The sequence below is a fragment of the Blastococcus litoris genome (genome assembly GCF_003075095.1).
Taxonomy (GTDB): Bacteria; Actinomycetota; Actinomycetes; order Mycobacteriales; family Geodermatophilaceae; genus Blastococcus_B; species Blastococcus_B litoris.
This window is the reverse complement of sequence record NZ_QCZF01000014.1, coordinates 45,825-72,026: the sequence shown is the minus strand read 5'-3', so window position 1 is coordinate 72,026 and position 26,202 is coordinate 45,825. Positions and strand designations below refer to the sequence as shown.

24 protein-coding genes are annotated in these 26,202 nt (G+C 75.0%); 10 read left to right on the top strand and 14 right to left on the bottom strand.

The window, feature by feature from the left end; translation table 11 throughout:
- Both pheT and pheS read right to left on the bottom strand, forming a co-directional pair.
- On the bottom strand, positions 1 to 2,215 hold a 2,215-nt coding region (gene pheT, locus DCS98_RS21550), incomplete at its 3' end, for a phenylalanine--tRNA ligase subunit beta (RefSeq protein WP_116453531.1).
- The gene (gene pheS, locus DCS98_RS21545) at positions 2,215 to 3,282 is read right to left on the bottom strand and encodes a phenylalanine--tRNA ligase subunit alpha (RefSeq protein ID WP_116453530.1); all 1,068 of its coding nucleotides are present in this window, start codon (positions 3,280 to 3,282) and stop codon (positions 2,215 to 2,217) included. The genes pheT and pheS, both read right to left, overlap by 1 nt.
- A 129-nt stretch (positions 3,283 to 3,411) precedes the next feature.
- Between pheS and DCS98_RS21540 the strand changes: the two genes are divergently transcribed.
- The gene (locus DCS98_RS21540) at positions 3,412 to 4,254 is read left to right on the top strand and encodes an EamA family transporter (RefSeq protein WP_116453529.1); all 843 of its coding nucleotides are present in this window, start codon (positions 3,412 to 3,414) and stop codon (positions 4,252 to 4,254) included.
- Between the two features lie 68 nt (positions 4,255 to 4,322).
- Positions 4,323 to 6,590, top strand: coding sequence for a diguanylate cyclase domain-containing protein (locus tag DCS98_RS21535; protein ID WP_116453528.1), 2,268 nt, complete (start codon positions 4,323 to 4,325; stop codon positions 6,588 to 6,590).
- Between the two features lie 4 nt (positions 6,591 to 6,594).
- Here the strand turns inward: DCS98_RS21535 and DCS98_RS21530 are convergent, their stop codons facing one another.
- A complete protein-coding gene (locus tag DCS98_RS21530) occupies positions 6,595 to 6,906 on the bottom strand; it encodes a DUF4873 domain-containing protein (protein WP_164704709.1) in 312 nt (103 codons plus the stop codon).
- A gap of 20 nt (positions 6,907 to 6,926) precedes the next feature.
- Positions 6,927 to 7,550 carry a TetR/AcrR family transcriptional regulator gene (locus tag DCS98_RS21525; protein WP_164704708.1) on the bottom strand — a complete coding sequence of 208 codons (624 nt, stop codon included), beginning with the start codon at positions 7,548 to 7,550 and terminating at the stop codon, positions 6,927 to 6,929.
- A gap of 141 nt (positions 7,551 to 7,691) precedes the next feature.
- Between DCS98_RS21525 and DCS98_RS21520 the strand changes: the two genes are divergently transcribed.
- Positions 7,692 to 8,630 carry an AurF N-oxygenase family protein gene (locus tag DCS98_RS21520; RefSeq protein ID WP_116453525.1) on the top strand — a complete coding sequence of 313 codons (939 nt, stop codon included), beginning with the start codon at positions 7,692 to 7,694 and terminating at the stop codon, positions 8,628 to 8,630.
- 9 nt (positions 8,631 to 8,639) lie between these two features.
- On the opposite strand, the gene DCS98_RS21515 is transcribed toward DCS98_RS21520, so the two are convergent.
- The 5 genes from DCS98_RS21515 to DCS98_RS21495 form a co-directional block, all read right to left on the bottom strand.
- Positions 8,640 to 9,428 carry a TrmH family RNA methyltransferase gene (locus tag DCS98_RS21515; protein WP_116453524.1) on the bottom strand — a complete coding sequence of 263 codons (789 nt, stop codon included), beginning with the start codon at positions 9,426 to 9,428 and terminating at the stop codon, positions 8,640 to 8,642.
- Positions 9,429 to 9,513: 85 nt separating this feature from the next.
- Entirely contained in the window at positions 9,514 to 9,903 is a 390-nt protein-coding gene (gene rplT / locus DCS98_RS21510; RefSeq protein WP_116453523.1) for a 50S ribosomal protein L20, read from the bottom strand.
- 38 nt (positions 9,904 to 9,941) lie between these two features.
- On the bottom strand, positions 9,942 to 10,136 hold the full coding sequence (gene rpmI, locus DCS98_RS21505) for a 50S ribosomal protein L35 (protein ID WP_092200389.1): 195 nt from the start codon (positions 10,134 to 10,136) through the stop codon (positions 9,942 to 9,944).
- 91 nt (positions 10,137 to 10,227) lie between these two features.
- Complete coding sequence (gene infC / locus DCS98_RS21500) at positions 10,228 to 10,890, bottom strand: translation initiation factor IF-3 (protein ID WP_116453522.1); 663 nt, start codon at positions 10,888 to 10,890, stop codon at positions 10,228 to 10,230.
- Between the two features lie 244 nt (positions 10,891 to 11,134).
- Positions 11,135 to 11,620, bottom strand: coding sequence for a PH domain-containing protein (locus tag DCS98_RS21495; RefSeq protein WP_241038556.1), 486 nt, complete (start codon positions 11,618 to 11,620; stop codon positions 11,135 to 11,137).
- Positions 11,621 to 11,680: 60 nt separating this feature from the next.
- On the opposite strand from DCS98_RS21495, the gene DCS98_RS21490 reads away from it, so the two are divergent.
- The 3 genes from DCS98_RS21490 to DCS98_RS21480 are packed head-to-tail and all read left to right on the top strand — an operon-like array spanning position 11,681 to position 14,444.
- A complete protein-coding gene (locus DCS98_RS21490) occupies positions 11,681 to 12,730 on the top strand; it encodes an MBL fold metallo-hydrolase (protein ID WP_116453521.1) in 1,050 nt (349 codons plus the stop codon).
- Complete coding sequence (locus DCS98_RS21485) at positions 12,709 to 13,335, top strand: uridine kinase family protein (RefSeq protein WP_206340387.1); 627 nt, start codon at positions 12,709 to 12,711, stop codon at positions 13,333 to 13,335. The genes DCS98_RS21490 and DCS98_RS21485 overlap by 22 nt, the downstream gene beginning before the upstream one ends.
- Positions 13,332 to 14,444: a uroporphyrinogen-III synthase gene (locus DCS98_RS21480; RefSeq protein WP_116453520.1), complete on the top strand. Its 1,113-nt coding sequence runs from the start codon at positions 13,332 to 13,334 to the stop codon at positions 14,442 to 14,444. The genes DCS98_RS21485 and DCS98_RS21480 overlap by 4 nt, the downstream gene beginning before the upstream one ends.
- Before the next feature lie 239 nt (positions 14,445 to 14,683).
- Here DCS98_RS21480 and DCS98_RS21475 read toward each other — a convergent pair whose 3' ends face one another.
- Both DCS98_RS21475 and DCS98_RS21470 read right to left on the bottom strand, forming a co-directional pair.
- A complete protein-coding gene (locus DCS98_RS21475) occupies positions 14,684 to 15,256 on the bottom strand; it encodes a GNAT family N-acetyltransferase (protein ID WP_116453519.1) in 573 nt (190 codons plus the stop codon).
- 31 nt (positions 15,257 to 15,287) lie between these two features.
- Positions 15,288 to 16,679, bottom strand: coding sequence for a nitrate/nitrite transporter (locus DCS98_RS21470; protein ID WP_116453518.1), 1,392 nt, complete (start codon positions 16,677 to 16,679; stop codon positions 15,288 to 15,290).
- Between the two features lie 146 nt (positions 16,680 to 16,825).
- On the opposite strand from DCS98_RS21470, the gene DCS98_RS21465 reads away from it, so the two are divergent.
- The 4 genes from DCS98_RS21465 to DCS98_RS21455 all read left to right on the top strand — a co-directional run bounded on the left by DCS98_RS21465 (position 16,826) and on the right by DCS98_RS21455 (position 20,718).
- Positions 16,826 to 17,626, top strand: coding sequence for a hypothetical protein (locus DCS98_RS21465; RefSeq protein WP_116453517.1), 801 nt, complete (start codon positions 16,826 to 16,828; stop codon positions 17,624 to 17,626).
- 101 nt (positions 17,627 to 17,727) lie between these two features.
- Positions 17,728 to 17,904 (top strand): hypothetical protein, encoded by a 177-nt coding sequence (locus tag DCS98_RS23195; protein ID WP_164704707.1) that lies wholly within the window; start codon positions 17,728 to 17,730, stop codon positions 17,902 to 17,904.
- Between the two features lie 316 nt (positions 17,905 to 18,220).
- Positions 18,221 to 19,990, top strand: coding sequence for a hypothetical protein (locus DCS98_RS21460; protein ID WP_116453516.1), 1,770 nt, complete (start codon positions 18,221 to 18,223; stop codon positions 19,988 to 19,990).
- A 98-nt stretch (positions 19,991 to 20,088) separates the two neighbouring features.
- Positions 20,089 to 20,718 carry a DUF4333 domain-containing protein gene (locus DCS98_RS21455; protein ID WP_116453515.1) on the top strand — a complete coding sequence of 210 codons (630 nt, stop codon included), beginning with the start codon at positions 20,089 to 20,091 and terminating at the stop codon, positions 20,716 to 20,718.
- A gap of 4 nt (positions 20,719 to 20,722) precedes the next feature.
- Here DCS98_RS21455 and DCS98_RS21450 read toward each other — a convergent pair whose 3' ends face one another.
- From DCS98_RS21450 to DCS98_RS21440, 3 genes are read right to left on the bottom strand one after another with little or no spacing between them, the layout of a single operon-like run.
- On the bottom strand, positions 20,723 to 21,049 hold the full coding sequence (locus tag DCS98_RS21450; protein ID WP_116453514.1) for a Rieske (2Fe-2S) protein: 327 nt from the start codon (positions 21,047 to 21,049) through the stop codon (positions 20,723 to 20,725).
- Complete coding sequence (gene nirB / locus DCS98_RS21445) at positions 21,046 to 23,589, bottom strand: nitrite reductase large subunit NirB (RefSeq protein WP_116453513.1); 2,544 nt, start codon at positions 23,587 to 23,589, stop codon at positions 21,046 to 21,048. Before nirB ends, DCS98_RS21450 begins: the two co-directional genes overlap by 4 nt.
- A complete protein-coding gene (locus DCS98_RS21440; RefSeq protein ID WP_116453512.1) occupies positions 23,589 to 26,177 on the bottom strand; it encodes a molybdopterin oxidoreductase family protein in 2,589 nt (862 codons plus the stop codon). Before DCS98_RS21440 ends, nirB begins: the two co-directional genes overlap by 1 nt.
- Positions 26,178 to 26,202: the final 25 nt, after the last annotated feature.

The window sequence follows — 26,202 nt, the reverse complement described above, 5'->3', positions numbered from 1 at the left end:
CGAGGTCGAGCAGCAGGGGCGGGAATGCGGAGGTGGGCGGGAGCACCGGGACCGCGGCGGCGGGCAGCGCGTCGAGGTCGAGCTCCATCACGGAGGTGCGAGCCGGCAGCTCGAGCGCCGCGCACACGCGCGGGTGCAGCTCGCCGGCGTGGCCGACGACCTCCTCGCCCACGACGAGCTCTGCGCAGCGGCCCGGGTGCCACGGCGCCCGGTCACCGGCCCGCACGGTCAGCTCCACGCCGGCCGCGGCCGCCACCAGGCGCGCGGCCTGCACGGCGTCGGCCCACCCGGCCGGCCGGCCGGGACCCCACCAGCCGCGCGGCTCGCGGTGTCCGGTCAGCGCCACGGCGACGTGCCAGGGCTGCTGCGGCACCGCGCCCAGCAGGGCGGCCAGCGTCTCGTCGTCCGGCCGCCGGTCGACGCCCGGGAGCGGGGCGGGCGAGCGGCGCCCGCCGGGGAAGACGGCACCGTGCTCGAAGAGCGCGACATCGCGTTGCCCGCGGGAGAGGTTGCGGGCCAGCGTGGCGAGCAGGCCCGGAAGCAGCGTCGTCCGCAGTGCCGGCTCCTCCTCCGAGAGCGGGTTGCGCACCAGCACCACCTGGCGGCGCTCGTCGTCCCCGGGCAGGCCGAGGGCGTCCAGCGCCGGGGTCCCGACGAACGGGTAGGACGGCGCCTCGACGTACCCGGCCTCGGCCAGGGTCCGGCCGACGCTGCGCCGGCGGCGCTGGACGTCGGTGAGGCCGTGCCCGGGCGGCGCGGTGGGCAGCACGGAGGGGACGTCGTCGTAGCCGGCGAGCCGGATGACCTCCTCGACCAGGTCGGCCGGGTCGGTCAGGTCGGGCCGCCACGGCGGCGGCGTGACGGCCAAGGGGCTGGAGCTCGAGTCGACGTCGCAGCCGACCGCCTGGAGCAGCTCGACGACCTGGGCGGCGGTGTAGGGCACGCCCGCCACCTGGGCCGGCTTGGCCGCGTCCAGGGCGATGGACGGCCGCGGGGCGCGGGTGTCGATGTCGACGACGCCGCCGACCACCCGCGCACCGCCGTGCGCGGCCAGCAGCTCCGCGGCGCGAGCGAGGGCGACCACGGTCATCTCCGGGTCGACGCCGCGCTCGAAGCGCTTCGCCGCCTCGCTCGGGAGCCGGTGCCGGCGGGCCGTTCGGGCCACCCCGGTCGGCTCCCAGTGGGCCGCCTCGAGCAGGACGGCGGTGGTGCCGTCGCCGATCTCCGTCGACGCCCCGCCCATGACGGCGGCCAGCCCGATCGGGCCGCTGTCGTCGGTGATCAGGAGGTCGTCGGTGGACAGGCTGCGGACGGTGCCGTCGAGGGTGGTGAGCTTCTCGCCCTCGCGCGCCAGCCGGACGGTGATCGGCCCGGTGACGGCGCCCCGGTCGAAGGCGTGCATCGGCTGACCGAGCTCGAGCATCACGTAGTTCGTGACGTCGACGGCGAGGGAGATGCTGCGCACGCCGGCCTGCTGGAGCCGCCGGCGCATCCACCAGGGGCTCGGGGCGGTGGGGTCGAGGCCCTCCATCGCGAGCATGGAGAAGCGGTCGCAGCGGTCGGGGTCGGCCACCGAGACCTGCCACGCCGGCTCCCCGGACCAGGCGGGCGGCGTGCCGGCTCCCGGGTCGCGCCAGGGCGCGGCCAGGCCGGTGCCCATCTCCCGGGCGATGCCCCGCATCGCCAGGCAGTAGCCGCGGTCGGGGGTCACCGCGAGCTCGATGACGACGTCCTCGAGACCGACGACGGGGCCCGCGGGCGTCCCGGGCGGCGGGACGTCGTCGGTGCCCGAGCCGAGCACGAGGATGCCGGCGTGGTCCTCGCCGACGCCCAGCTCGCGGACCGAGCAGATCATCCCGTCCGACACGTGGTCGTAGGTCGTCCGCGCCGCGATCGCGAAGCCGCCCGGCAGCACGGCACCGGGCAGGGCGACGACCACGGTGTCGCCGACCGCGAAGTTCCGCGCGCCGCAGACGATCCCTCTCGGGGCCGCCTCCCCCACGTCCACCTGGCAGTAGCGGATCGGCTTCTTGAAGCCGGTCAGCTCCTCGATCTGCAGCACCCGGCCGACGACGAGCGGGCCGGTGACCTCCTCGGGGCGGTGGATCTCCTCGACCTCGAGACCCAGGCGCACGAAGGCCGTGTCGAGGTCCTCGACCGTGGTCCCGGCCGGGACGTCGACGTACTCGGCCAGCCAGCCGATGGGAACGCGCATTACTGATCGACCCCGAACGCAGAAGTGAACCGGACGTCGCCCTCGACGATGTCGCGCATGTCGCCGACGCCGGAGCGGAACTGCAGGGCGCGCTCGATGCCGACGCCGAACGCGAAGCCCGAGTACTCGTCGGGGTCGATGCCGCAGGCGACCAGCACCCGGGGGTTGACCATCCCGCAGCCGCCCCACTCGACCCAGCGCGGGCCGTCGCGGTGCTCCGGGAACCAGACGTCGAACTCCGCCGACGGCTCGGTGAACGGGAAGTAGGACGGCCGCCACCGGGTGATGGCGTCGGCGCCGAACAGCGATCGGGCCAGGTGGTCCAGCGTGCCGCGCAGGTGCGCCATCGTCAGGCCGCGGTCGACGGCCAGGCCCTCGACCTGGTGGAAGACGGGGGTGTGCGTCGCGTCGAGCTCGTCGGTCCGGTAGACCCGCCCGGGCGCCACGACGTAGATCGGCGGCGTGCGCGCGAGCATGGTGCGCGCCTGCACCGGGCTGGTGTGCGTGCGCAGCACCAGGCCGGAGTCCTCCGGCGCCACGAAGAAGGTGTCCATCATCGTGCGGGCCGGGTGGTCGCGGCCGATGTTGAGCGCGTCGAAGTTCAGCCACTCCGCCTCGAGCTCCGGCCCGTCGGCGACCTCGTACCCCATCCCGACGAAGATGTCGGCGATCCGGTCGGTGAGCGTCGTCAGCGGGTGCCGCGCGCCCCGCGGGGTGCGGTCCCAGGGCAGCGTGACGTCCACCCGCTCCTCGGCGAGCACGCGGGCGTCGCGCTCGGCCTCGAGCTCGGCGAGCCGCTCCTCGTAGGCCGTCTGGACCGCCACGCGGGCGGCGTTGACCCGCTTGCCGGCATCGCTGCGGGCGGCGGGCGGTAGCGCGCCCAGCTCGCGCCGGGCCAGCAGCACCGGTGCGCGGTCGCCGAGGTGGGCCGGCCGGACGGCGGCGAGCGCCTCCAGGTCACCGGCGTCGCCGAAGGCCTCCTGCGCGGAGGTCACCGCGTCGTCGAGGGCCTCCGGGGAGAGCGCGGCGACCTGCTTGGGGTCGTAGGGATCGTTGGCGCCAGACACGGGAGTCCATTCTGCCCGCCGGGCCGCCAGGTCCGCGCCTGGGTTCCGGCCCGTCGGTCCGGCGCGTCGGAGGTCGGTGCTAGAACGGGCCGGGTCGCGCACGGTGCGCACCGGGCATCGGAGGTCGACGTGGCAGTGGTCCTGGCCCTGGCGTCGGCCGTCGTCTACGGGGCGTCGGACTTCCTGGGCGGCCTGGCCAGCCGGCGGACGTCGGTCTTCGGCGTCGTCGCGACCTCGCAGATCATCGGCTGGCTGGCCCTGCTGGCGCTCCTGCCCTGGCTCGGCGGGCCGGTCACCGCCGCCGACCTCGCGTGGGGGGCTGCCTCGGGGCTGGCCGGCGCCGCGGGGCTCGTGGTCTTCTTCCGGACCCTGGCCCGAGGGGTGATGAGCGTCGTCGCGCCGGTCACCGCGGTCACCGCCGCCGCGGTCCCGGTGCTGGTCGGGCTGCTGGGCGGCGACACCATCGGCACGACGGCCGCCCTCGGCATCGCGCTGGCCCTCGTCGCCGTCGTCCTGGTCTCGGCGGAGAGCGGGCTGTCGGCGCTGCGTGCCGCCCGTCCCGCGGCGCTGGCTCCCGCTCTGCTGGCGGGGTCGATGTTCGGCCTCTTCTTCGTCCTCCTGGACCGGACCTCCGCCGACGCCGGGCTGACCCCGCTGGTCACCGCGCGGCTGGCGTCGGTGGGCCTAGTCGTCGTCATCGCGCTCGCCGGCCGGCAGCCGCTGCGCGTCACCCGGGCAGCGCTGCCCCTCGTCGCGGTCTCCGGGGTGGGCGACATGACCGCGAACGCGCTCTTCCTGCTCGCCACCCAGGCCGACGGCCAGCTCGCGATCACCGGCGTCCTCGCCTCGCTGTACCCGGTCAGCACCGTCGTCCTCGCCCAGATCGTGCTCCGGGAGCGCCTGGTCGGGGCCCAGGTGGCGGGCCTGCTCGCGGCCGCCACCGCGGTCGTCCTCATCACCCTGCCGGCCTGACCTCCCCCTTTGGGAGGGGTCAGCCGGGCTGGGCTGAACCGGGGGCCACGCACGGCCGATGGGAGGACGTGGACTCCTCCCCCGACTTCCCGGAGAGCGCGCTCGACGCGGCGCTGGCTCCCGGCGGCGTGCGCAGCGTCTTCCAGCCGATCGTCGAGCTCGACACCGGACGGGTCGTGGCCTACGAGGCCCTCGCCCGCGGACCGGTGGGTCCCCTGGAGCGACCCGATCTGCTCTTCGCGGCCGCGCGCTCCGCCGGCCGGCTCGCCGAGCTGGACGAGATCTGCCGGGCCGCGGCCTTCCGCGGCGCGGTGGACCAAGGGCTGCTCGCCCCGCTGACGGTGTTCGTCAACGTCGAGCCCGAGGTCCTCGACAGCGCGCCGCTCGACGACCTGCTGGCCATCGCCGAGGGCGCCCCGCGCGACCTGCGGGTGGTCCTGGAGATCACCGAGCGGGCGCTGGCCGCCCGCCCGGCGGAGCTGCTGCGGACCGTCGAGCGGGTCCGGGCCCTGGGCTGGGCGGTCGCGGTCGACGACGTCGGCGCCGACTCCATGTCGCTGGCCTTCCTGCCGCTGCTGTCGCCCGACGTCGTCAAGCTCGACCTCCGGCTGGTGCAGGAGCGCCCGGGTCCCGCCGTCGCCGAGATCATGAACGCGGTCAACGCGCACGCAGAGCGGACCGGGGCGGTCGTGCTCGCCGAGGGCATCGAGACCGAGGAGCACCTGGCCACGGCCCGGGCACTGGGCGCGACCCTGGGCCAGGGGTGGCTCTTCGGACGGCCCGGCCCCGGAGCGGCCCCCGGACTGCCCACCGCGGAGCTCACCCTGCCGGGCGGCATCGCCGCCGCCCAGCTCGACGCCTCACCGTTCGCCTGCCTGCCGGCGAGCGTGCCGCTGCGCCGGTCGAAGAAGTCGCTCCTGATCGAGCTGAGCAAGCAGCTGGAGCGGGAGGCCATGCGCCTGGGTGAGACGTGCGTGGTGGCGGCGACCTTCCAGGAGGCGCGCCACTTCACGCCGTCGACCATCCAGCGCTACCGCGACCTGGTGGAGCGGACCGGCTTCGTCTGCGCGCTCGGGGAGGACCTGCCCGTCGAGCCGCTGCCGGGCGTCCGCGGGGCCGACCTCGACCCCGCCGACCCGGTGCGCGGCGAGTGGGACGTCGTCATCCTCAGCCCGCACTTCAGCGCCGCGCTGCTGGCCCGTGACCTCGGGGACGACGGTCCGGACCTGGAGCGCTCCTTCGAGTACGCGCTCACCTACGACCGCGAGACCGTCGTCCGGGCGGCCCACGCCCTGCTCACCCGCGTGGCCCCGCGGACCGCCGTCCCGGTGCCGGTCGCCGCGCGCCCGGCTCACGCCGGGACCACCGGCACCGTGGCGCCGGCACCGATCGGGGTCGACGGGGACGCGCTGCTGCGCAGCGCACTGGCGGCGACCACCAGCGGCGTGACGATCGTCGACATGCGGCTGCCCGACCAGCCCCTGATCTACGTGAACGAGGCCTTCGAGCAGCTGGCCGGCATCCCGCGCGAGCTGGTGCTCGGCCGCAACTGCCGCTTCCTGCAGTCACCCGACGCCGACCCGGCGACGGTCGCGCGCATGCGCGCGGCCATCGACCGCGGCGAGGAGTGCCGGGTGCGGGTGCTCAACCTGCGCGGGGCCGACCGCCAGCCGTGGTGGAACGAGATCCACCTGGCCCCCGTGCTCGACGCCGACGGCGAGGTCGCCCAGTACATCGGCGTCCAGCACGACGTGACCGCGCAGGTGGAGGCCGAGCGTGCGCTCATCCAGGAGCGCGACCGCAACCGCGCCTGCCTGACGCGCATCGAGGAGCTGGCCTACACCGATCCCCTCACCGGGCTGCCCAACCGGCGCCGGCTCGAGGAGCAGGTGGAGAACGCCATCTGGGACGCGCGCAGCGGCGCGGACACCATCGCGCTCCTGTTCGTCGATCTCGACGGCTTCAAGGCGGTCAACGACGGCCTCGGCCACGCCACCGGGGACGAGCTGCTCCAGGCGGTGGCACGCACGCTGCGCGGCCGCCTCCGCCGGGGCGACCTGCTGGCCCGGCTCGGCGGCGACGAGTTCCTGGTCGCCCTGAGCGGCCTGGCCCCCGACACGGCGGCGACCGAGGCACGCCGGGTCGCCGACGAGCTCGAGGCGGCCGTCGGCGCGCCCGTGGAGCTGGCCGGGCGCGAGGTCCGCGTGGGGGCGAGTGTCGGGATCGGCGTCTACCCCCGGGACGGCGAGGAGTTCGCCGCCCTCCTGCACAGCGCCGACGTCGACATGTACACGCGGAAGACCGCCGCGCGCGGGGTGGTCGCCGGTCGGCGCTGACGGCTCAGCGCGGCACGCCCTCGCCGTCACCGTCCAGGAGCTCGACCGGGAACGGCGGGCGGCCCCGGCCGGTCACCCGCGTGTTGCCCCAGGCGTCGCGTTCGACCGTCTCGGCCTCCGCGCTGCCGTGCGGGGTCGTGACGACCAGCGACGACCGGAGCGGCAGCTCGGCGGCCAGCCGGCCGGACCACACGACGTGCCCGGCGAGCGGGTCGAACCGTGCCGCCAGCGCGGCGGTGGCACTGCGGGGCGGCTCCCCGGCCACCTCGACGGTCACCTCGCCGTCGAAGCCCTCCGGCTCGTCGTGGTCGCTCACGTGCTCTCCTCCAGGCCGGGTCAGGGCAGCAGGGCGCTGAGGCCGCCGTCGGCGAGGTCGACCAGCTGCTCGACGAGGTCGGCCGCCGGGAGCGGCCGCGACATCGACCACCAGTGCGTGGTCAGCTGCACCATGCCGACGACCCCGTAGGCCCACGTCGTCGCCGCCGTCGACGGCCGGCCGGCGGCCTCGAGCCGCTCGGCGAAGAGCGCGGCCAGGGCGTCCGCGATCTGGTGCTCGGTGGCCGCCACGAGGTCGGCGCGGCCGGAGCGGCCGGTCTGGGCGTAGGCGAAGCGGTAGAGCTCGGGCTCGTCCTCGATCAGGGACACGAACGCGGTGATGACCGCCCGGAGCCCGGCGCGGTCGTCGCGGTGCTCACCCGCGATCTCGCCGAGCAGCCGCGGGAGCAGGACGGTGCCGGAGATCCGCTCGAGGACGGCGTCGACGAGCTCGTCCTTGTCGGTGAAGTACCGGTAGATGACCGTTTTGGAGACGCCGGCGCTACGTGCCACGTCGTCCACGGCGAAGTCTGGACCTGTGCGCCGGACCGCCTCGACCGCCGCCCCGACCAGGTCCTCCCGCCGCGCCCGGCGGTGCTCGGTCCAGCGCGACCGGCGTCCGTCCTGCGGGGCGGGTGGGGGCACTGCAGGCGTCTCGGTGGGTGACTCGGTGGGTGACTCGGTGGCTGGCGGAGCGCCCCGGTCGTCCGCCACCTGTTGCGTGTGTTTCACGGTAACAGCTACCTTTCTCCACAGTTGTGCTCGACGTCCCGGGGGAGTTCGCCGATGACCGCCACCATCCCTTCCACTGTGCCCACTGCGGGCACCGGTCACTCCGGTCGGCGACCGGTCGATCGCCAGGCGCTCTCGGCACGCCTGCTCGGGTCGGCGGCGAAGAAGTCCTACGACCCCGTCGTCGACATCGACTGGTCCGCGCCGATACCTGAGCGTCTCTACGGTCTGTCACCCGAGTGGTCGACGCTGTACGCCACGCCGCTGTGGGAGGGACTGAGCGAGGAGCAGCGCGTCACGCTCACGATCCACGAGTACTGCTCGATCTCCGGCGTCGGCATCTGGTTCGAGTGCCTGCTCATGCAGCTGGTCCTGCGCGACGTCTACGGCGAGGACCCGGCGCAGCCGCACGTGCAGTGGGCGCTCACCGAGATCGCCGACGAGTGCCGCCACTCGGTGATGTTCGCCCGGACGGCGGAGAGGTTCGGTGCGCCGTCCTACCAGCCGCCGGCGTCGATCCTGCGGCTCGGCAAGGCGTTCGCCGCGAAGGCCGACGGGCCCGCCGCGTACGCCGCGATCCTGGTGGCCGAGGAGATCCTCGACATCTTCCAGCGCGACCTGATGAAGGACGAGCGGGTCCAGCCGCTGACGCGGGCCACCAGCCAGATCCACGTCGTGGAGGAGGCCCGGCACATGCGGTTCGCCCGCGAGGAGATCGCCCGGCGGACCCCGGCGCTGTCGAACTGGCAGCTGCGCACGCACCGGACGGCGGTGGCCGCGGTGGCGGCGATCGTGGCCGACAACCTCGTCCAGCCGGAGGTGTACGCATCGGTCGGTCTGGACCCGACGGAGGCGAAGGCCGCGGCGCGGGCCAACGAGCACTACGCGGGCAAGCTCCGGGGCGCGTCGGCGAACCTGGTGGCGTTCCTCCGGGACGTCGGCCTGGTCGGCGGCCCCTCCGAGCTGCTCTGGAAGCGCGCGAAGCTCGTCTAGCGCCCTCGGTCAGCCCTGGGCGAGCTGGGTCGCGTAGAGGCAGATGGCGGCGGCCGCGGCGAGGTTGAGGCTCTCGGCCCTCCCGCGCATCGGGATCCGCACCCGGTGGTCGGCCAGGGCGGCCAGCTCGTCCGGCACGCCCCGGGCCTCGTTGCCGAACAACCAGAGCACCGGGCCGGAGAGCGTCTCGCCGAGCCCGTCGAGCGCCGCCTCTCCCCCGCCGTCGGCCGCCAGGACGGTCACCCCGGCGGCACGCAGGTCCGGCAGCAGCTGCTCCAGCGGCGCGCCGCGGACGACGTCGACGTGGAAGAGGCTGCCGGCGCTCGCCCGGACGGCCTTGCCGCCGTACGGGTCGGCCGAACCGGCGCCGAAGACGACGGCGCCCGCGCCGCAGGCGTCCGCCGTCCGCAGCACGGTGCCGGCGTTGCCAGGGTCCGCGAGCTCGGCCAGCGCCACGGCCAACCGGGGCGGGCGCGCGGTCAGCGCGGCGGCGTCGACGTCGCGGAGCGCGCACACGGCGAGCAGCCCCTGCGGGGTGACCGTCTCCGAGAGCCCCGCGGCCGCCTTGTCCGTGATGACCCGGACCGGCACGCCGGCGCCGGCCAGCAGGTCGCGGTGGGCCGCGGCGGCTGCCTCGGTGACCAGCACCTCGCGGACACCGGCCGGGTCAGCCAGGGCCTCGACGACCGCCTGCCGCCCCTCGGCGAGGAAGAGCCCGGCGGCGTCCCGGCCGGCGCGGCGGGTGAGCTTGCGCGCGGCCACGATGCGGGCGGAGCGCTCGGTGAGCGGCTGGGTCACTGGTCCTCCCGGACAGACGCCGACGCCGCCGGCGCCGGCCCGCGAGGGCCGGTCACCGACGGCGTCGGAGGGGGTGCTGCCTGGATCAGGCGGCGGCCTGACCGGTCGCCTGCGGGTTGGCGGCGAGCGCGGCCCGGGAGGACTCGACGAGCGCGGCGAAGGCGGCCGGCTCGTTCACGGCCAGCTCGGCGAGGACGCGGCGGTCCAGCTCGATGCCGGCGAGCTTGAGCCCCTGCATGAACCGGTTGTAGGTCATGTCGTTGAGGCGCGCCGCGGCGTTGATCCGGGTGATCCACAGCTTGCGGAAGTCGCCCTTGCGGACCTTCCGGTCGCGGTAGTTGTAGGTGGCCGAGTGGAGGATCTGCTCCTTGGCCTTGCGGTAGAGCCGCGACCGCTGACCGCGGTAGCCGCTGGCGGCCTCGAGGGTCGTCCGGCGCTTCTTCTGGGCGTTGACCGCCCGCTTCACGCGTGCCACGTGAGAGCTCCTGTCTGTTCGTTAGCGGAAAAGGGCGGTCAGAGACCGAGCAGCTTCTTCATCCGGCTGGTGTCGGCCGGCGACAGCACGCCGATGCCCTTGATCCGCCGCTTGCGCGAGGACGACTTGTGCTCGAACTTGTGCTGGTTGTTCGTGTGCTCGCGCACGAGCTTCCCGGACCCCGTCACGCGCACGCGCTTGGCCGTGCCCTTGTGGGTCTTCTGCTTCGGCATGTCCTCGTCCTGTTCGTCTCTGTCGGTGCCCGTCCGGCAGCGCGGTGCTGCCGGACGGCACCGGCCGTCTCGGTGGTGCGTGTGCGGCGGTTCAGGCGCTGGGCGCCTGCTCCTCGGCCGCGGATGCCTTCTCCGCCTTCGCGGTCCGGCGGGCGGCGTCGGTCGCTGCCTGGTTCCGGTGCGGGGCGATCACCATGACCATGTTGCGGCCGTCCTGCTTCGGGTTGGACTCGACGACGCCCAGCTCGCTGACGTCGGCGGCCAGCCGCTGCAGCAGGCGGTAGCCCATCTCCGGGCGCGACTGCTCGCGACCGCGGAACATCACGGTGATCTTGACCTTGTCGCCGCCCTTGAGGAAGCGCTCGACGTGGCCCTTCTTGGTCTCGTAGTCGTGCGGGTCGATCTTCAGGCGCAGCCGCATCTCCTTGATGACGGTGAGCGCCTGGTTCCGCCGGGCCTCGCGGGCCTTCTGGGCGGACTCGTACTTGAACTTCCCGTAGTCCATGAGCTTGGCGACCGGGGGGCGCGCCATGGGCGCGACCTCGACCAGGTCGAGCTCGGCGTCCTGTGCCAGGCGCAGTGCTTCGCCGATGGACACGACGCCGACCTGCTCGCCCTCGGGTCCGACCAGGCGGACCTCGGGGACGCGGATGCGGTCGTTGATGCGGGGCTCGGTGATGGCCTCTCCTCTGCTCTTGCCTGTGAGGAGTCGCTGGCCCGTCCGGGGCCGGGAAGACGAAGACCCCGGGAGCATCAGCTCTCGGGGCCCGTTCTCCGGCGGCGCACACGTCGGAGGACGCATGCCCGACGCGACAACCGGCCGAAGCCGGCTCTCGCGATCCGGGACCTGGTCGCCTGGACGGCGTCAGGTGGGAGCGGGCTCCTCTTGGATCAGCGGCCCGGGGCGGGGCCGCTGGTGGTTCGCGCGCCTCATGTAGCGGGGGGAGGCACGCCCACTCTACAGCGTCGGCACCGCCCAGGTCATTCCCGGGTGCACCTCAGTCGTCGTAGAGCAGCGGGGGCGGCACGGGATCGCTCGCCCGGGCGGCCACGCGCAGCGCCCGCAGCCCCTCGACGGCCTGCACCGCGCGCTCCGCGTCGACCGCCTGGACGGCCAGCAGCGAGATCTCGTCGCCGTTCTCCAGCAGCAGCGACGCCCACGCCGACTTCCGCTCGAAGCGCACGGCCTTCACCGCCTGCCACGGCAGCTCGTGCGCGACGACGACGTTGCGGACGCGCACCCCGGCGGCGTCCGCGTCCACGCGCGACCGGCCGAGGAACACCAGGCCCGCGGCGAGGACCACACCCAGGCCGACGACGGCGAACTGGTCGGAGGTCCGGTACTCGACGACGGTGTTCGTCGTCTCCTTGAGCCCCAGCGCGACCACGACCATGACGGCCACGACCACCGCGCCGGCGACGGCCAGCAGCTGGCGCAGCCGGCGCGGGACGGCCGTGACCCGGCCGGGAGGAGGTGCTGTCACGCCCCCATCGTCGCAGCACACCCGGGGGACGGTGGAGCCCTGCTGGCAGAGTGCCCGGACGTGGAGATCACCGGAACCGCCCAGCACGAGGCGTGGGCGTCCCGCTCGCTCCCCCCGGTCGAGCAGGTGCGGGACGGGCTCTGGTCGATCCCCGTGCCCATCCCCCACAACCCCCTGCGCTACGTGAGCGTGCACGCCTTCGCCCTGGAGGGCGGCGGGCTGGGCCTCCTCGACACCGGCTGGGGCAGCGACGAGAGCTGGGCGGCCCTCGTCGACGGCCTGGCGCAGATCGGCGCGGGCATCGCCGACGTGCGTGGCGCCCTGGTCACCCACCTGCACTTCGACCACCTGGGGCTGGCCTCGCGGGTGCGGGAGGCCAGCGGCGCCTGGATCGCGATGCACCCGGCGGACGCGACGTCCGTCGCCCGGATCACCACCGCCGGTGCGGCCGCCTTCGTGGCGTCGGAGGTGGAGTTCCTCGTCGGGCTCGGTGCCGACCGGGCGGACGCCGTCGCCGACGTGGGGCCGCCCGACCGGCTGGCGTCGTTCACGCGGATGGCGGTCCCCGACCGGCACCTCGAGGACGGCGAGCACGCGGACTTCCCGGGCTGGCGGATGCGCGCGGTCCACACGCCGGGCCACACCCCCGGTCACCTCTGCTTCGCCGAGGAGGGCACCCGGCTGTTCTTCTCCGGCGACCACGTCCTCCCCCGCATCAGCCCGAACATCTCCAGCACGTTCGCCGGCTCGGCCGATCCGCTCGGGGACTACCTGCGGGCGCTGGCCGCCGTCCGCGACCTCGACCCGGCCGAGGTCCTGCCCGCGCACGAGTGGCGGTTCCGCGGCCTCGACGCCCGGGTGGACGCGCTGACCGCCCACCACGAGCACCGGCTCACCGAGCTCCTCACCGCCATCCGCGCGCACCCGGGGTCGACGCCGTGGCAGCTCGCGGCCCACCTCACCTGGTCGCGGCCGTGGGAGGAGTACGAGCGCCGGATGCGGATCTTCGCCGTCACGGAGACCGACGCGCACCTGCGCCAGCTGGCCTCGCGCGGCCTGGTCACCAGCGACGGCGGGCCGGTGCCGCGGTGGACCCTGGCGGTCCGCTGAGCACCGCCCACGAGCTGGCCGCACGGGTCCTCGCGGCCCCGGCCCGGCTCGGGGCCGTCCGGCTGGTCACGGTCGACGGTCCCGCCGGATCGGGGAAGACGACGCTCGCGGGCGCGCTCGCGACGGCGCTCGGCGAGGCGGCCGCACTGGTCCACCTCGACGACCTCTACGCCGGCTGGACGACCACCGGGGCCGTGGGCCGGCTGCAGGCGGGGGTGCTGCGCCCGCTGTCCGAGGGCCGGCCCGGGGCGCACCACCGCTACGACTGGGCCACGCGGCGGTTCGGCGAGGACGTCGTCCCGGTGCCGGTGCGCGCGGTGCTGCTCGTGGAGGGCTGCGGCTCCAGCCCCCGGGTGCTGGACCCGTGGACGACGCTGCGCATCTGGGTCGAGGCGCCGGCGGACCTGCGCCTGGCCCGCGGGCTTGCGCGCGACGGGGTCGAGCTCGAACCGGAGTGGCGGCGCTGGCAGGTGACCGAGGCGGCGGAGTTCGCCCGGCAGGACACCCGCGCCCGGGCCGACGTCCGTGTCGACGGCGCGGCGTGCGCCGCGTCTCACCGCCACGACACATCCCCGGAACACCGGCGCGACACCATGGAGCCGTGACCGGAGAACCCGAGGACGGCCTCCCGCCCCTGGCGGGGTACACGGTCGCCGTGACGGCCGCCCGCCGCAAGGAGGAGCTCGGGGCACTGCTGGACCGGCGCGGCGCCCGGGTGGTGCACGCCCCGGCGATCCGGATCGTCCCCCTCGCCGACGACACCGAACTGGTGGCCGCCACCCGCGAGGTGCTGGCCCGGCCGGTCGACCTCGTCATCGCGACCACCGGGGTCGGCTTCCGCGGCTGGCTGGAGGCCGCCGAGGCCTGGGACCTGCCGCTGGTCGAGCACCTGGCGGAGGCCCGTGTGCTGGCGCGCGGCCCCAAGGCGCGCGGTGCCATCCGCGGCGGCGGCCTGGTCGACGCGTGGTCACCGGAGTCCGAGTCGTCGGCCGAGGTGCTCTCCCACCTGCTCTCCGGCGCGGAGGGCCCGCTCGAGGGACGCCGGATCGCCGTCCAGCTGCACGGCGACCCGCTGCCCGACCTGGTGGCAGGCCTGCGCGACGCCGGTGCGGACGTGCTGACGGTGCCGGTGTACCGCTGGGTCCTGCCGGAGGACGTCACGCCGGTGCGCCGCCTGGTGAGCGCGGTCGTCGCGGGCGCGGTCGACGCGGTCACGTTCACCAGCGCCCCGGCGGCGGCCAGCCTGCTCCGCGTTGCCGACGAGCTCGGCCTGCGCACGGACCTCGTCGCCGCGATGAACGAGCGGGTCCTCGCCGTCGCGGTCGGACCGGTCACCGCGGCCCCCCTGGACGCCGCCGGGATCCCGTCCCGCCAGCCCGGGCGCGCGCGGCTGGGTGCGCTGGCCCGCGAGGTCGTGGCCCGCCTCCCCGAACGCGACCCGGTGCTCCAGGTGGGGCCGCACGAGCTCCAGGTGCGGGGGCACGGCGCGGTCCTCGACGGGCGGCTCGTGGAGCTCGCGCCGGGCCCCATGGCGGTGCTCCGCGAGCTGGCGCGCCGTCCCGGCCACGTCGTCCCCCGGCCCGACCTCGTCGCGTCGCTGCCGGGCGGCGGGGACGGCCACGCCGTCGAGATGGCCGTGACCCGGCTGCGCGCGGCGCTCGGCGCGCCCGTCGTCGAGACCGTGGTGAAGCGCGGGTACCGCCTGAAGGTCTGACCTCCGCACCCTGGTCGGCGGACCGGGCCGGCGAGCCGGAGGGGCTGTGCGGCCCCCGCACGGAAGCACCGCTACCTCCGCGGCGCCCTGCGCGCCGCCGACCTGCCCCAGCTGCGCCGGGCGGCTGCCGGATGCGGCGCGGTCGCACGGGCGACGTGCGCGACCGGCCGGCGATCGACGTCTGGCCGACGGGATCGCCCGTCAGCTGACGGCCGGCACGGGCCCGACCGGGGGACCGGTCAGCGCAGGTCCAGCCGCATCAGGACGCGCGGGAAGCCGTTGATGACCGACGCGGTGTCGGCCGCCTTGGCGAAGCCGGCCCCTTCGAACAGCTTCCGCGTGCCCACGTAGGCCATGGTCAGGTCGACCTTCCGCCCGCCGTTGTCGACCGGATAGCCCTCGACCGCCGGGGCGCCGCGTTCGCGGGCGAACGCGACGGCCCCCGCGACGAGGTGGCGGGCGATGCCCTGGCCCCGGTGGCCGGGCCGGACCCGCACGCACCACAGCGACCAGACGTCGAGGTCGTCGACGTGCGGGATCCTGCGGTTGGTGGCGAAGGCGGTGTCGCGGCGCGGGTGGACGGCCGCCCAGCCCACGACCTCGTCGCCGTCGTAGGCCAGCACGCCCGGCGGCGGGTCCTCCCCGACCAGCTGCCGCGCGCGCTCGCCCCGCTCCTGCCGGTGCAGGGCGAGGTTCTCCTTCGACGGGAGCCGGTAGCTCAGGCACCAGCAGACGTCGGAGTCCGGCCGCTGGGGACCGACCACCGCCGCGAGGTCGTCGAACGCGGTGGCCGGACGCACCTCGATCGCCATGGGCCGCATCGTGGCACCACCCACCGACGGTTCACACGCGGCCGAGCGCCGTCCCGGGACGCAGGTAGACCGCCCACGTCAGGGCGACGCAGACGACGTAGAAGCCGATGAACGCGAGGTAGGCGGAGTCGCCGGTGCCGGTGGTCATGAACGACTGCCGGAACGCCAGGTTGACCAGCACCCCGCCGAAGGCACCGATCGCGCCCGCGATGCCGATGAGGGCACCGGACATCCGCAGCGCCCGCCGGTCCGCGGCTTCGGCGTCACCGCCCTCGGCCACCTGCTGGAGCGCCTGCGAGCGGAAGATCGCGGGGATCATCTTGTACGTCGAGCCGTTGCCGATGCCGCTGAGCACGAACAGCACCACGAAGCCGACGACGAACAGCGGCAGCGACTCCAGCCGGCTCGCCGTCCACACCACCGACGCGCCGACCGCCATGGCCACGAAGTTCCAGCAGGTGATCCACGCGCCGCCGAACCGGTCGGCCAGCGAGCCGCCGACCGGCCGGATGAGCGAGCCCAGCAGCGGCCCGAGCCAGGTCAGCGAGGCGGCGGCCAGTGGCGTCGCGAACGACCCGCCGAACTGGTTCTGGAGGACCTGGCCGAAGGCGAACCCGAAGCCGATGAACGAGCCGAACGTCCCGATGTAGAGGAAGGACATGATCCAGGTGTGCGGCTCCCGGGTCGCCTCCCGCATGGCACGCGGCTGGTTGCGGGCGGTCGTCAGGTTGTCCATCAGCAGCGCGGCGCCGACGGCGGCGATCACGATCAACGGGATGTAGAGCCACAGGATCAGCCGCGGGTGCGCTGCCCCGGCAGTGGCCAGCACGAGCAGCCCGACGAGCTGGACCACCGGGACGCCGAGGTTGCCGCCCCCGGCGTTGAGCCCGAGCGCCCAGCCCTTGAGCCGGTCGGGGTAGAAGGCGTTGATGTTGGCCATCGAGCTGGCGAAGTTGCCGCCGCCCACCCCGGCCAGGCAGGAGACGACCAGCAGCGTGCCGAACGAGACGCCGGGCTCCAGCACCACCGCGGTCGCGATCGTCGGGACCAGCAGGAGGGCCGCGCTCACGATCGTCCAGTTGCGGCCGCCGAACCGGGCCACGGCGAAGGTGTAGGGCAGCCGCACGAAGGCGCCCAGCGCAGTCGGCAGGGTGGTGAGCAGGAACTTGCCGGCGGGGTCGATGCCGAACACCGGCTCGGGCAGGAAGAGCACCAGCACCGACCACAGGCTCCAGACGGAGAACCCGACGTGCTCGGAGAAGATGGAGAAGAACAGGTTGCGGCGGGCGACCTTCCTCCCGGTGCTCTCCCAGAAGTGCGGATCCTCCGGCCGCCAGTCATCGATCCAGTTCCCCCTGCGGCCGGAGCGGGGCTCGGCGACCGGGTGCTGCGTCGGCTGGGCAGGGCGGGTGGGAGCGGCCATGCGAGGACCGTCGCAGCGGCGCGTTTCCCGGGCGTCGCCCCGAGGCTGAACCCGTGTTCCGTTCTGCTCACCACGGCTGACCCGCTGTGGTGAGGGCCGCCCTTCCCGGTGTGCAGCCAGGCCGGGGAACCGACGAAGATCACCGGGTGACCGCATCCGAGCAGACCCACGCCGAGGACGGGCTGACCGGCCGGGCCCTCATCGAGGCCGGCAGCCCCGTGGCGGGGTCGATGTGCCGGGCCGCGGCGACCGTGGTCTTCGAGCCGGCTGCCGCGGTGGTGCAGGTCGACGACCGGTTCGCCGCGTGCCTGCGGGACGTCGCCGGTGAGGCGGCCGGCGTGCCGGTCCCCCGGGAGCGGGTGCGCGCCGGAGCCGCCCTCGCCTTCGCCGTCGAGTACGCCGCGACGCTGCGCCGCAACGGCCGGCCGACGCGAGACGACTGGTTCGGCGAGCGCCCTGGCGGTCGCCCGCCCGCCCAGGAACTGGCCGAGGCGGTGGTCGGCGCGGCCCGCCGCTCGACCGACGAGCGCCGGGTCCGTCACCTGGGCTACCTGCTCGCGGAGGTGGCCGTGTCCGCGGACGTCGACCTCGCGCTCGCCGGGCGGGCGCTGCGGCTGGTGGAGTCGCTGAGCTGGCGGCAGCTCGCCCTGCTGGCCGGGGTCGGCCGACGGGAGCGCGTGCCGCTGCCCATGGCCCCCCTCGAGGACGAGCCGCGCGCATGGTCGGCGTGGGGCGCCCGCGAGGACGTCACCGGCCTGCAGTCGGCCGGACTGCTCGACCCGCCGCCCGTCACCGCGCGGCCGGTCGCCACGCTGCCCCGCCTCCGGGCGGCCGACCTGCGGCTCACCCGCCGGGGCGTGCTCGTGCACCGGCTGCTGGTGCTCGACCTGCTGCACGACGACGCCGTCGCCACCGCCTTGGCCGACCTCGGTCTCCCCCGCAGCTGAGCAGCGGCACGAATCGTTACCGATTCGTTGCCGCCGGGTGTCATCCTTTCCGCCCCCTCGGAGCGTCTTACGTACCAGGGGGCCACCGAGGGGAGCCAGCGTTGCTCGAGCACCACGGCACCACCGCGGACACCGCATCGGTGATCGCCGCGCGTCAGCTGGCCGAGGACGCCCACCGGCGCCGTGTGCTGTCCGACCTCAAGCGCCGTCGTCGCCGTCCGCTGGTCGTGCCGCCGCTCCCGGCCGCCCGGCCCGGCCCGGACTCCACCGCCGGCTGAACCGGCCGCATGGGAGCCGCCGCGGCGGATGCCTGCCGGCCACCGGCCTGGCGCTCGCCGCCTTCCCGGCGGAGAGCACGGTCCGTCTGCCCGATCTCCTGCGGCCTTCAGGGGACCCGGCACGGCGATCCGGAGAGCCTCGGCTCGACATGTCCACCCGGGTCGGTGCCGGTCACGGTGCTCGGGGCGGACGGGTGGGTGGCACGGAGAATGCGGGCCCGCAGGCTGCCACGGTCGTCGTCCAGCACCCTGACCGGGCCCCGGGTGCTGCCCCGGGGTTCCAGGAGGACAGTGGCGGCGGCGGAGGGAGCGTCGGATGGACCAGCGGGACGCCCTGGCTGCACTGCTGCCCCCGCTGGTCCCGGTCGCGGTGCTCCTCACCGACTCCCCCGACGAGGCGGTCGCGCTCCTGGCCGCGGCGCTGGCCACGCCCGGCGCCCTCGACGACCCGGACAGCGCGCGCCGGGCACTGGTCCGGACCGGGCCCCGGGCACCGGGCCGGGTGGTGCAGGTCGTCGAGTCGGCGACCACGCCGCCGGACGACGAGGACGGCGCCCTGGCGTCCGCCCTGCGCGCTCTCCCCGGCCGGGACCGGGCGATGGCCGTCCTGCACCTGGTCGCGGACCCGCTGCCGGCCGGCGAGGGCGATCGGGCGGTGGCGCTGCTGCGTGCCGATCTGGTGGGCCGTGACGACGACGACCGGCGCGCACGCGACCTCGCTGCTGCGCCGTTCCGACCTCCGGGGACGACGCAGTCGCCCGGAGGACCACGTCCGGAGCTCCGCGAGCGGCTCTCCCGGCTCGCCGCGGGACGCGCGCTGCCCCCGACCGCCCTGGACACGATCACCACGGCGGTCCGCGACGCCGCGCGCAGCCGTCGCCGCCGCCGGCGCGCAGCCGCCGCGGCCGTGGTCACCGCCGTCCTGCTCCTCGCGCTGACGCCGCTGCTGCCCCGGGGGCCCGGCGCACCGCCGGCGGTCTTCGGTGGACCGACGATCGGCTCGCTGGCCGGCGACGACGGATTCCTCCAGGGGATGCGGGAGGCGTCCTGGCCGGGGGCACCGCCGGACCGGGGGGTCGTGTTCGCGGGCGACGTCCCCGCCGGGCGCTGGGCGCTGGTGGCCGCCGGCGGTACCCCGTCACGCCCGGCGGCCGTCGCGTGGTTCACCGGTCCGGCCGGTGGCGCTGCGGACCGGATGGTGCTGCGCTCGGTCCGGACGGCTCCCGACCCGGCCCTCCCCGTCTCGGCGTCCGACCCGGCGACGGGCGCCCTGGTCGTGGTCGGCGCCCCCGGCGACCGCGTCGAGGTGTCGGAGCGGCCGGTGGTGACCGCCGACGGCGCGGTCACCCGCGACCACCGCCGCGTCCCCTCGCCGGAGGGCCTGGCCGTCGTCGGCCTCCCACCGCTGCCCGGCACCGGCATCGGCGCCGTCCGCGTCCGGGTGGTCCGGGACGGCCGCCCCCTCCCCCTCCTCCCCCCGACCGTCCTCGCCGACCCCGGCGAGCCCGACCTCGACGTCCGGCTGACCCGGCTGCGGCCGGCCCCGGCGCCTGCCGTCCAGGAGGTCGCCGTGGGGTCGCGGCTCCGCTCGGTGCTCGGACAGCTGGGCCTCCCCGCCGACGACACCCCGGTGACGGAGCTCTGGTCCGGGGACCTGCCCGGGCCCGAGGGCAGCCCCACCCGGCTGAGCGTCCTGGCGGTCGCGCAGCCGTCCGGCGCCTTCGTGGTGACCGCGCCCTACGGCTACGAGGCGGACCCGGGCGGGCCGGCGGTGACCTCGTGGTGCGGCACGGGTGTGCTGCCCGCCGGGCCGCCGCCGGGGGAGCGCGTCGTCGTCCTGCGCTGCGACTTCAGGGACCTCTCCATGCGGGCGGAGATCTCCCGGTTCCTGGTCGTCGTCGCGCCGCGGACGGCGACGTCGGTGCAGGTGCTCGACGGCTCCGGGGCCGCGATCGGCGAGCACCCGTTGGCGGACGGGGTGGTCGTCGTCCGCTCGCCCGGGGACGTCGGCCGGGTGGCGGTGACCACGGCGGACGGCGGGACCGTGGAGGCCGTCCCGTTCGTCAACGCCGACCTCGCCGGCTGACGCGCTGCCGCCTCAAGTGCGGCGCAAGTGCATCCAAGCCGCCCGTAAGCGACTCCCGTCATGGTCGCCCCCGACCGCCCCCGACGAGGAGAACCCCGATGGCTTCGCAGACCTACCCCACCCCGCCCTCCGGCTCGCCGGTGCCGCAGTACGGCCCGCCGCCCGGCGGCTACGCGCCCGCGCCGACGCCGCGACGCCGGCGCACCGGGGCCGTCGTCGCCGCGGTCGTCGGGGCGGTGGTGGTCATCGGCGGGCTCGTCGTCGGCGCGCTGCTCCTGTTCGGCGCGAAGACCCTGGACACCGCCGACGTCGAGACCCAGGTGCAGCGCCTGACCGCCGAGCAGACCGGCGTCGCGCCCGAGGACGTCGCCTGCCCCGCCGACGTCGAGGCGGAGTCGGGAGCCGCGTTCACCTGCACCGCGTCCCTGGAGGGGCAGCCGATCTCCTTCACCGTCACGCAGACCGACGACGAGGGCAACGTGCAGATCGAGAGCGACAACACCTTCGTCGACGTCGGGACGGTCGAGGCGTCCCTGGACGAGCAGCTGGGTGAGCTGACCGGCGTGGTCGTCATCAGCAGCTGCGACACCGACGGTCGGTCGGTGCTCGTCGACGCGGTCGGCACGCCGATCCCCTGCTTCGTCGACAACGCCGCCGACGCCTCGGACACCGCCGAGGTCGTGGCGACGGTGGACGAGGACGGCGCCGTCTCCTACGAGTTCGCCTGAGCCGCTACAGCTCGACGACGACCATCCCGTCCACCTCGCGCACCGGGAACAGCCGGATCGGCGGGGCTCCGGACGTCGCGGCGCCGTCGGACCACCGGTACGCGTAGAGGTGCAGCGGGCAGACCAGCACGTCGACGTCGGTCTGCCCGTCGGCCAGCGGGCCGCCTGCGTGGGGGCAGGCGGCCTGCGTCGCGTGCAGCGAGCCGTCCCGCAGCCGGAACACGGCGATCTGGACGCCGTCGGCGACGAAGGCCCGCCCCTCCCCCGGCGGGATCTCCGCCACCGGGCCGAGGACGTGCTCGGTGGTGGTGCGGACGTCGGTCAGGCTCATCGCACGGGCACCTTCGGGAGCGGGATCAGGGGCAGCGAGGAGCGGAACTGGCCCGGTGTGGCCGGTTCCTTCGCGTCCTGGCCCCAGGGATCGCGGTAGGCGTCGATCGACCGCTGGATCCCGGCGTCGAGGTCGGCGCAGATGCCCTCGCCGTCCTCGAGGAGGACGTGCCGGATCTTCTCCAGACCGATGCGCGGCACGAAGTCGTAGGTCCGCTCGAGCCAGTTGGCGTTCTCGCGGTAGTACTGCATGAACCGGCCGGCCAGGGTGATCACGGCCTCGGGTGAGTCGACGGTGGCCAGCAGGTCGCCCTTGCGCACCGAGGCACCGGCGGCGCCGCCGACGTAGACCTCCCACTTCCCGCCGCCGATCGCGACCACGCCGACGTCCTTGACGTAGGCCTCGGCGCAGTTGCGCGGGCAGCCGACGACGGCGAGCTTCATCTTCGCCGGGCTCTCGATGCCCTGGAACCGGGTCTCCAGGTCGATGCCCAGCTGGGTCGAGTCGCCCAGGCCGAACCGGCAGAAGTCGCTGCCGACGCAGGTCTTCACCGTGCGGAAGCTCTTGCCGTAGGCGTACCCGGACGGCATGCCCAGGTCGTCCCACATGGCCGGCAGGTCCTCCTTGCGGACGCCGAGCAGGTCGATCCGCTGGCCGCCGGTCACCTTGACCATCGGGACCTCGTACTTCTCGGCGACGTCGGCGATCCTCCGCAGCTGGGCGGGGGTGGTCACCCCGCCCTTCATCTGCGGGACGACGGAGAACGTGCCGTCGCGCTGGATGTTGCCGTGCACGCGGTCGTTGATGAACTCGCCGTCCTTCTCGGGGACGAAGTCGTGCCCCCAGAGCATCTTCAGCAGCGAGGTCAGGCCCATCTTCGACTTCGCGTCCTCCTTGCCGCCGGGCGCCAGGGCGGCGAACACGGCGGAGACGCTGCGCAGGTCCTGCTCCCGGATGGCGGCCATGAGCTCCGGCTTCGCCATCCGGATGCCGGGCACGTACCAGGACGCGGCAGGGTCCTCCGCCAGGTCGCCGTCCGCGGCCCACTCGACGATCTGCTTGACCAGCGACTTGCAGGAGCCGCAGCCCTTGCCGGCGCGGGTGCGGTCCATGACCTCGCCGACGCTCGAGCAGCCGCCCGACACCGCCCCGCAGATGTCGCCCTTCGAGACCCCGTTGCAGTTGCAGACCTGCGAGTCGGCCGGCATCTCGGCGACGCCTACCTCCTCCGCGCCGTCGGAGAGGTCGACCAGCAGGCGGATGCGCTCCTCCGGCAGCGGGGCGCCGCGGTCGAACGCCTGGGTCAGGAAGGCGACCTTGCGGGTGTCGCCGAGCAGGGTCGCGCCCACCAGCGTGTCGTCGCGGATGACCACCGACAGGTGCACACCGCGCCTCGGCTCGGAGATCACCAGGAACTCGTCGTCGTCCCGTTCCGGCGTGCTGATCCCCATGACGGCGACGTCGACGCCGGCGACCTTGAGCTTCGTCGCCGTCCGGCTGCCGTGGTACTCGGCGTCCGGGTCGGTGCCGGTGAGCACGTCGGCGAGGACCTTCGCGTGCTCCCAGGCCGGGGCCACCAGGCCGTAGACCTCGCCGCGGTGCTGGGCGCACTCCCCGATCGCGTAGACGTCGGGGTCGTCGGTGCGCAGCTGGTCGTCGACGACGATCGCCCGCTCCACCTCCAGCCCGGAGCGGACGGCGACGTCGGTGTGCGGGCGCACGCCGGCGGCGACCACGAGCAGGTCGGTGTCGATGCGCCGGCCGTCCTTGAGGACGACGGCCTCGACCCGGTCGGTGCCCACGACCTCCGCGGCCAGGACGTCGAGGTGCACGGTGATCCCGAGCTGCTCGACGCTCTTCTTCAGGATGGCGCCCGCCTCGGGGTCGAGCTGGGCGTTCATCAGGTGCGGCATCGCGTGCAGGAGGTCGACCTGCAGACCGTGCCCCTGGAGCGCGCGGGCCGCCTCCAGGCCGAGCAGGCCCCCACCCATGACGACGGCGCGGCGGCAGCTGCCCGCCTCGGCCAGGAGCGCCCGCGTCTCGTCGATGGTGCGGAAGCCGTACACGCCGGGCAGCAGGTCACCGGCGTCGGTGCGCACGCCGGTCATCGGCGGGACGAACGAGTAGCTGCCCGTCGCGAGCACGAGGTGGTCGTAGGGCGTGCTCGACCCGTCCTCGGCGTGCACCAGTTTCGCCGCCGTGTCGATCCGCGTGACGCGGACACCGGCACGGAGGTCGACGCCGTTGTCGGCGTACCACTCGTGGCTGTTGAGGACGATGTCGTCCTCGTGCTCCTCGCCGGCCAGCACCGGCGAGAGCATGATCCGGTTGTAGTTGCCGTGCGGCTCGTCGCCGAAGACGGTGATGCGGAACTGGTCGCCACCGCCGCGCTCGAGCACCTCCTCGACGAAGCGGGCGCCGGCCATGCCGTTGCCAACGACGACCAGCCGGCCGCGGGTGTCCAGCTCGTCGTCCACGTGCAGCGCGGTCACGCCTCGTGGGCGGCCACCCAGGACTCCACGGGTCGGGGCGGTGGTCATCAGACCTCCACCAGCCCGAGGTCGACCACGAGCTCGCCGGTGACGCCCTCGGGCGCTGCCGCGTGCAGCTCGACGACGGTGCCGCCGACGAGGTCCTCGACCACGCGCAGCGGCACGTGCACCTCGCCCTTGGCGCCGACCGGGAACCAGCGCATCGGCTCGCCGTCGCGGACGAGCAGCACGTAGACCAGCTCCCCCGTGGAGTTGCCGCCGCGGAAGTACAGGGCCTGGGCGGACCGGCCCTGCGGGACCGTGTAGCGCAGGGCGGGGTCGACCGGACCTGGCTTGGCCAGGCCCTCGCCGCTGATCGGGAAGACGCCTTGCAGGAAGCGTGGGGTGCTCTTCACGCGGGTGCTCCTCTTCCGGGTGGGGTGGCGCGGCTGGGGGGCGGTCGGGACGGAATGGGGCTGCGGCTGCGGCTGGGTCGCGGCGGGCGGCGGCGGGATGAGCTCCTCGGGCCCGCCGACGCGGGCGACGGCGACGGCGCACACCTTGAAGGCGGGCATCTTCGACGTGGGGTCGAGCGCGTCGGCGTCGGTCAGGGCGTTGGCACTGGAGCCACCGCCCCAGTGGAAGGGCGCGAAGACGACGTCGGGGCGCACGGCGTCGGTGACCAGCGCGTGGAAGCGGGCCCGGCCCCGGCGGGTGGTCAGCTCGACCACGTCGTCCTGCGCGATCCCGAGCCGGCGGGCGAGGTCGGGGTGCAGCTCCGCGCGGGGTGTCGGCGCGACCAGCTGGAGGCTGCGGGTGCGGCGGGTCTGCGTGCCGGACTGGTACTGGGCGAGCACCCGTCCGGTGGTGAGGACGTAGGGATGGTCGGCGTCCGGCCGCTCGTGCGCGTCGACGTGCTCGACCCGCACGAACCGGGCCCGGCCGTCCGGGGTGGCGAAGCGCTCGGTGAACAGCCGCGGGGTGCCCGGGTGGGTCTCCGACGGGCACGGCCAGAAGACGCCCTGCTCGTCGTCGATCCGCCGGTAGCTGATGCCGGCGTAGTCGGCCGCTCCCCCGGCGCTGGCCCGGCGGAGCTCCTCGAAGACCGTCTCGGGGTCGCCGCTGAAGTGCCGCCCCGCGCCGAGCCGGTCGGCCAGCGTGGCCAGCAGCTGGAGGTCGTCGGGCACCCCGGCGGGCGGGTCGAGCGACTTCCGCCGCCGGATGACCCGCCCCTCGACGTTGGTCATCGTGCCGTCCTCCTCGGCCCACATGGCGCTGGGCAGGACGACGTCGGCGAGCTCGGCGGTCTCGGAGAGGAAGAAGTCGCTGACGGCGAGGAAGTCGAGGTCGCCGAGCCGGCTCACCACCCGGCGCGCATCGGGCGCGGAGACGGCGACGTTGGAGGCGAGGACGAGCAGTGTGCGCACTCCCCCCTCGGTGCCGAGCGCGTCGAGCAGCTCGAAGGCGCTCCGCCCGGGCGCCGGCAGGTCGTCGGGGTCCACGCCCCAGACGGCGGCGACGTGGGCTCGCGCGGCGGGGTCGTCGAGCCTCCGGTACCCGGGCAGCTGGTCGGCCTTCTGCCCGTGCTCGCGGCCGCCCTGCCCGTTCCCCTGGCCGGTGACGGTCCCCCACCCACTGCCCGGTCGGCCCGGCAGCCCGAGGGCGAGCGCGAGGTTGATCCACGCCTGCGCGGTGTCGGTGCCGCTGCGGTGCTGCTCGGCCCCGCGGGCGGTCAGCACGATCGCCTTCTCCGCCCGGGCCAGCGCGAAGACCGTGCGCCGCTGGTCGGCGACCGGCACGCCGGTGATCCGCTCCACCCGGTCGGGCCAGTAGGCGGCGACGCCGGCCCTGACGTCGTCGAAGCCCGTGGTGCGCGCAGCGACGTACTCCTCGTCGACCAGCCCCTCGGCCACAGCGATGTGCAGCAGCCCGTTCGCCAGCGCCAGGTCCGTGCCGGGCAACGGCTGGAGGTGCAGGGCGGCGTTGCGCGCGGTCGCCGTCCGCCGGGGGTCGACGACGACGTGCTCGGCACCGCGCTCGCGGCCGGCGTCGAACCACTGCATCGCCGGCGGCATGGTGTCGGCCGGGTTGCTGCCGACCAGCACCACGACGTCGGCCTCGGCGATGTCGGAGAGCGGGAAGGGCAGCCCCCGGTCGATGCCGAAGGCCCGGTTCGCGGCGCCCGCCGCCGACGACATGCAGAAGCGGCCGTTGTAGTCGACGGCGCTCGTGCGCAGGGCGACCCGGGCGAACTTGCCGAACTGGTAGGCCTGCTCGTTGGTGAGCGACCCACCGCCGAAGCAGCCGACGGCGTCGCGGCCGTGCTGCTCCTGCGTGCGCTCGATCGCCGCGACCAGCCGCCCGAGGGCGTCGTCCCAGGTGCTCTCGACCAGGGGGCTGGTGCGGTCGCCCGGGGTGCTGCGGACGAGCGGCCGGAGCAGCCGCTCGGGGTGGTCGAGGAGCTCGGTGGACGACCAGCCCTTCGAGCAGAGACCGCCCCGGTTGGTCGGGAAGTCGGCGGGCACCAGCGTGGCCGGGCGGTCGCCCGCGGTCACCTGCATCCCGCACTGCAGGGAGCAGTACGGGCAGTGCGTGAGCGTCGTCCGCGCGGTGCCCGGGCGGGCCGCCGACGGGAACGGCGAGGCGGCGGCGGGCATGGACCCCAGCGTGGGTGGCCGTCGT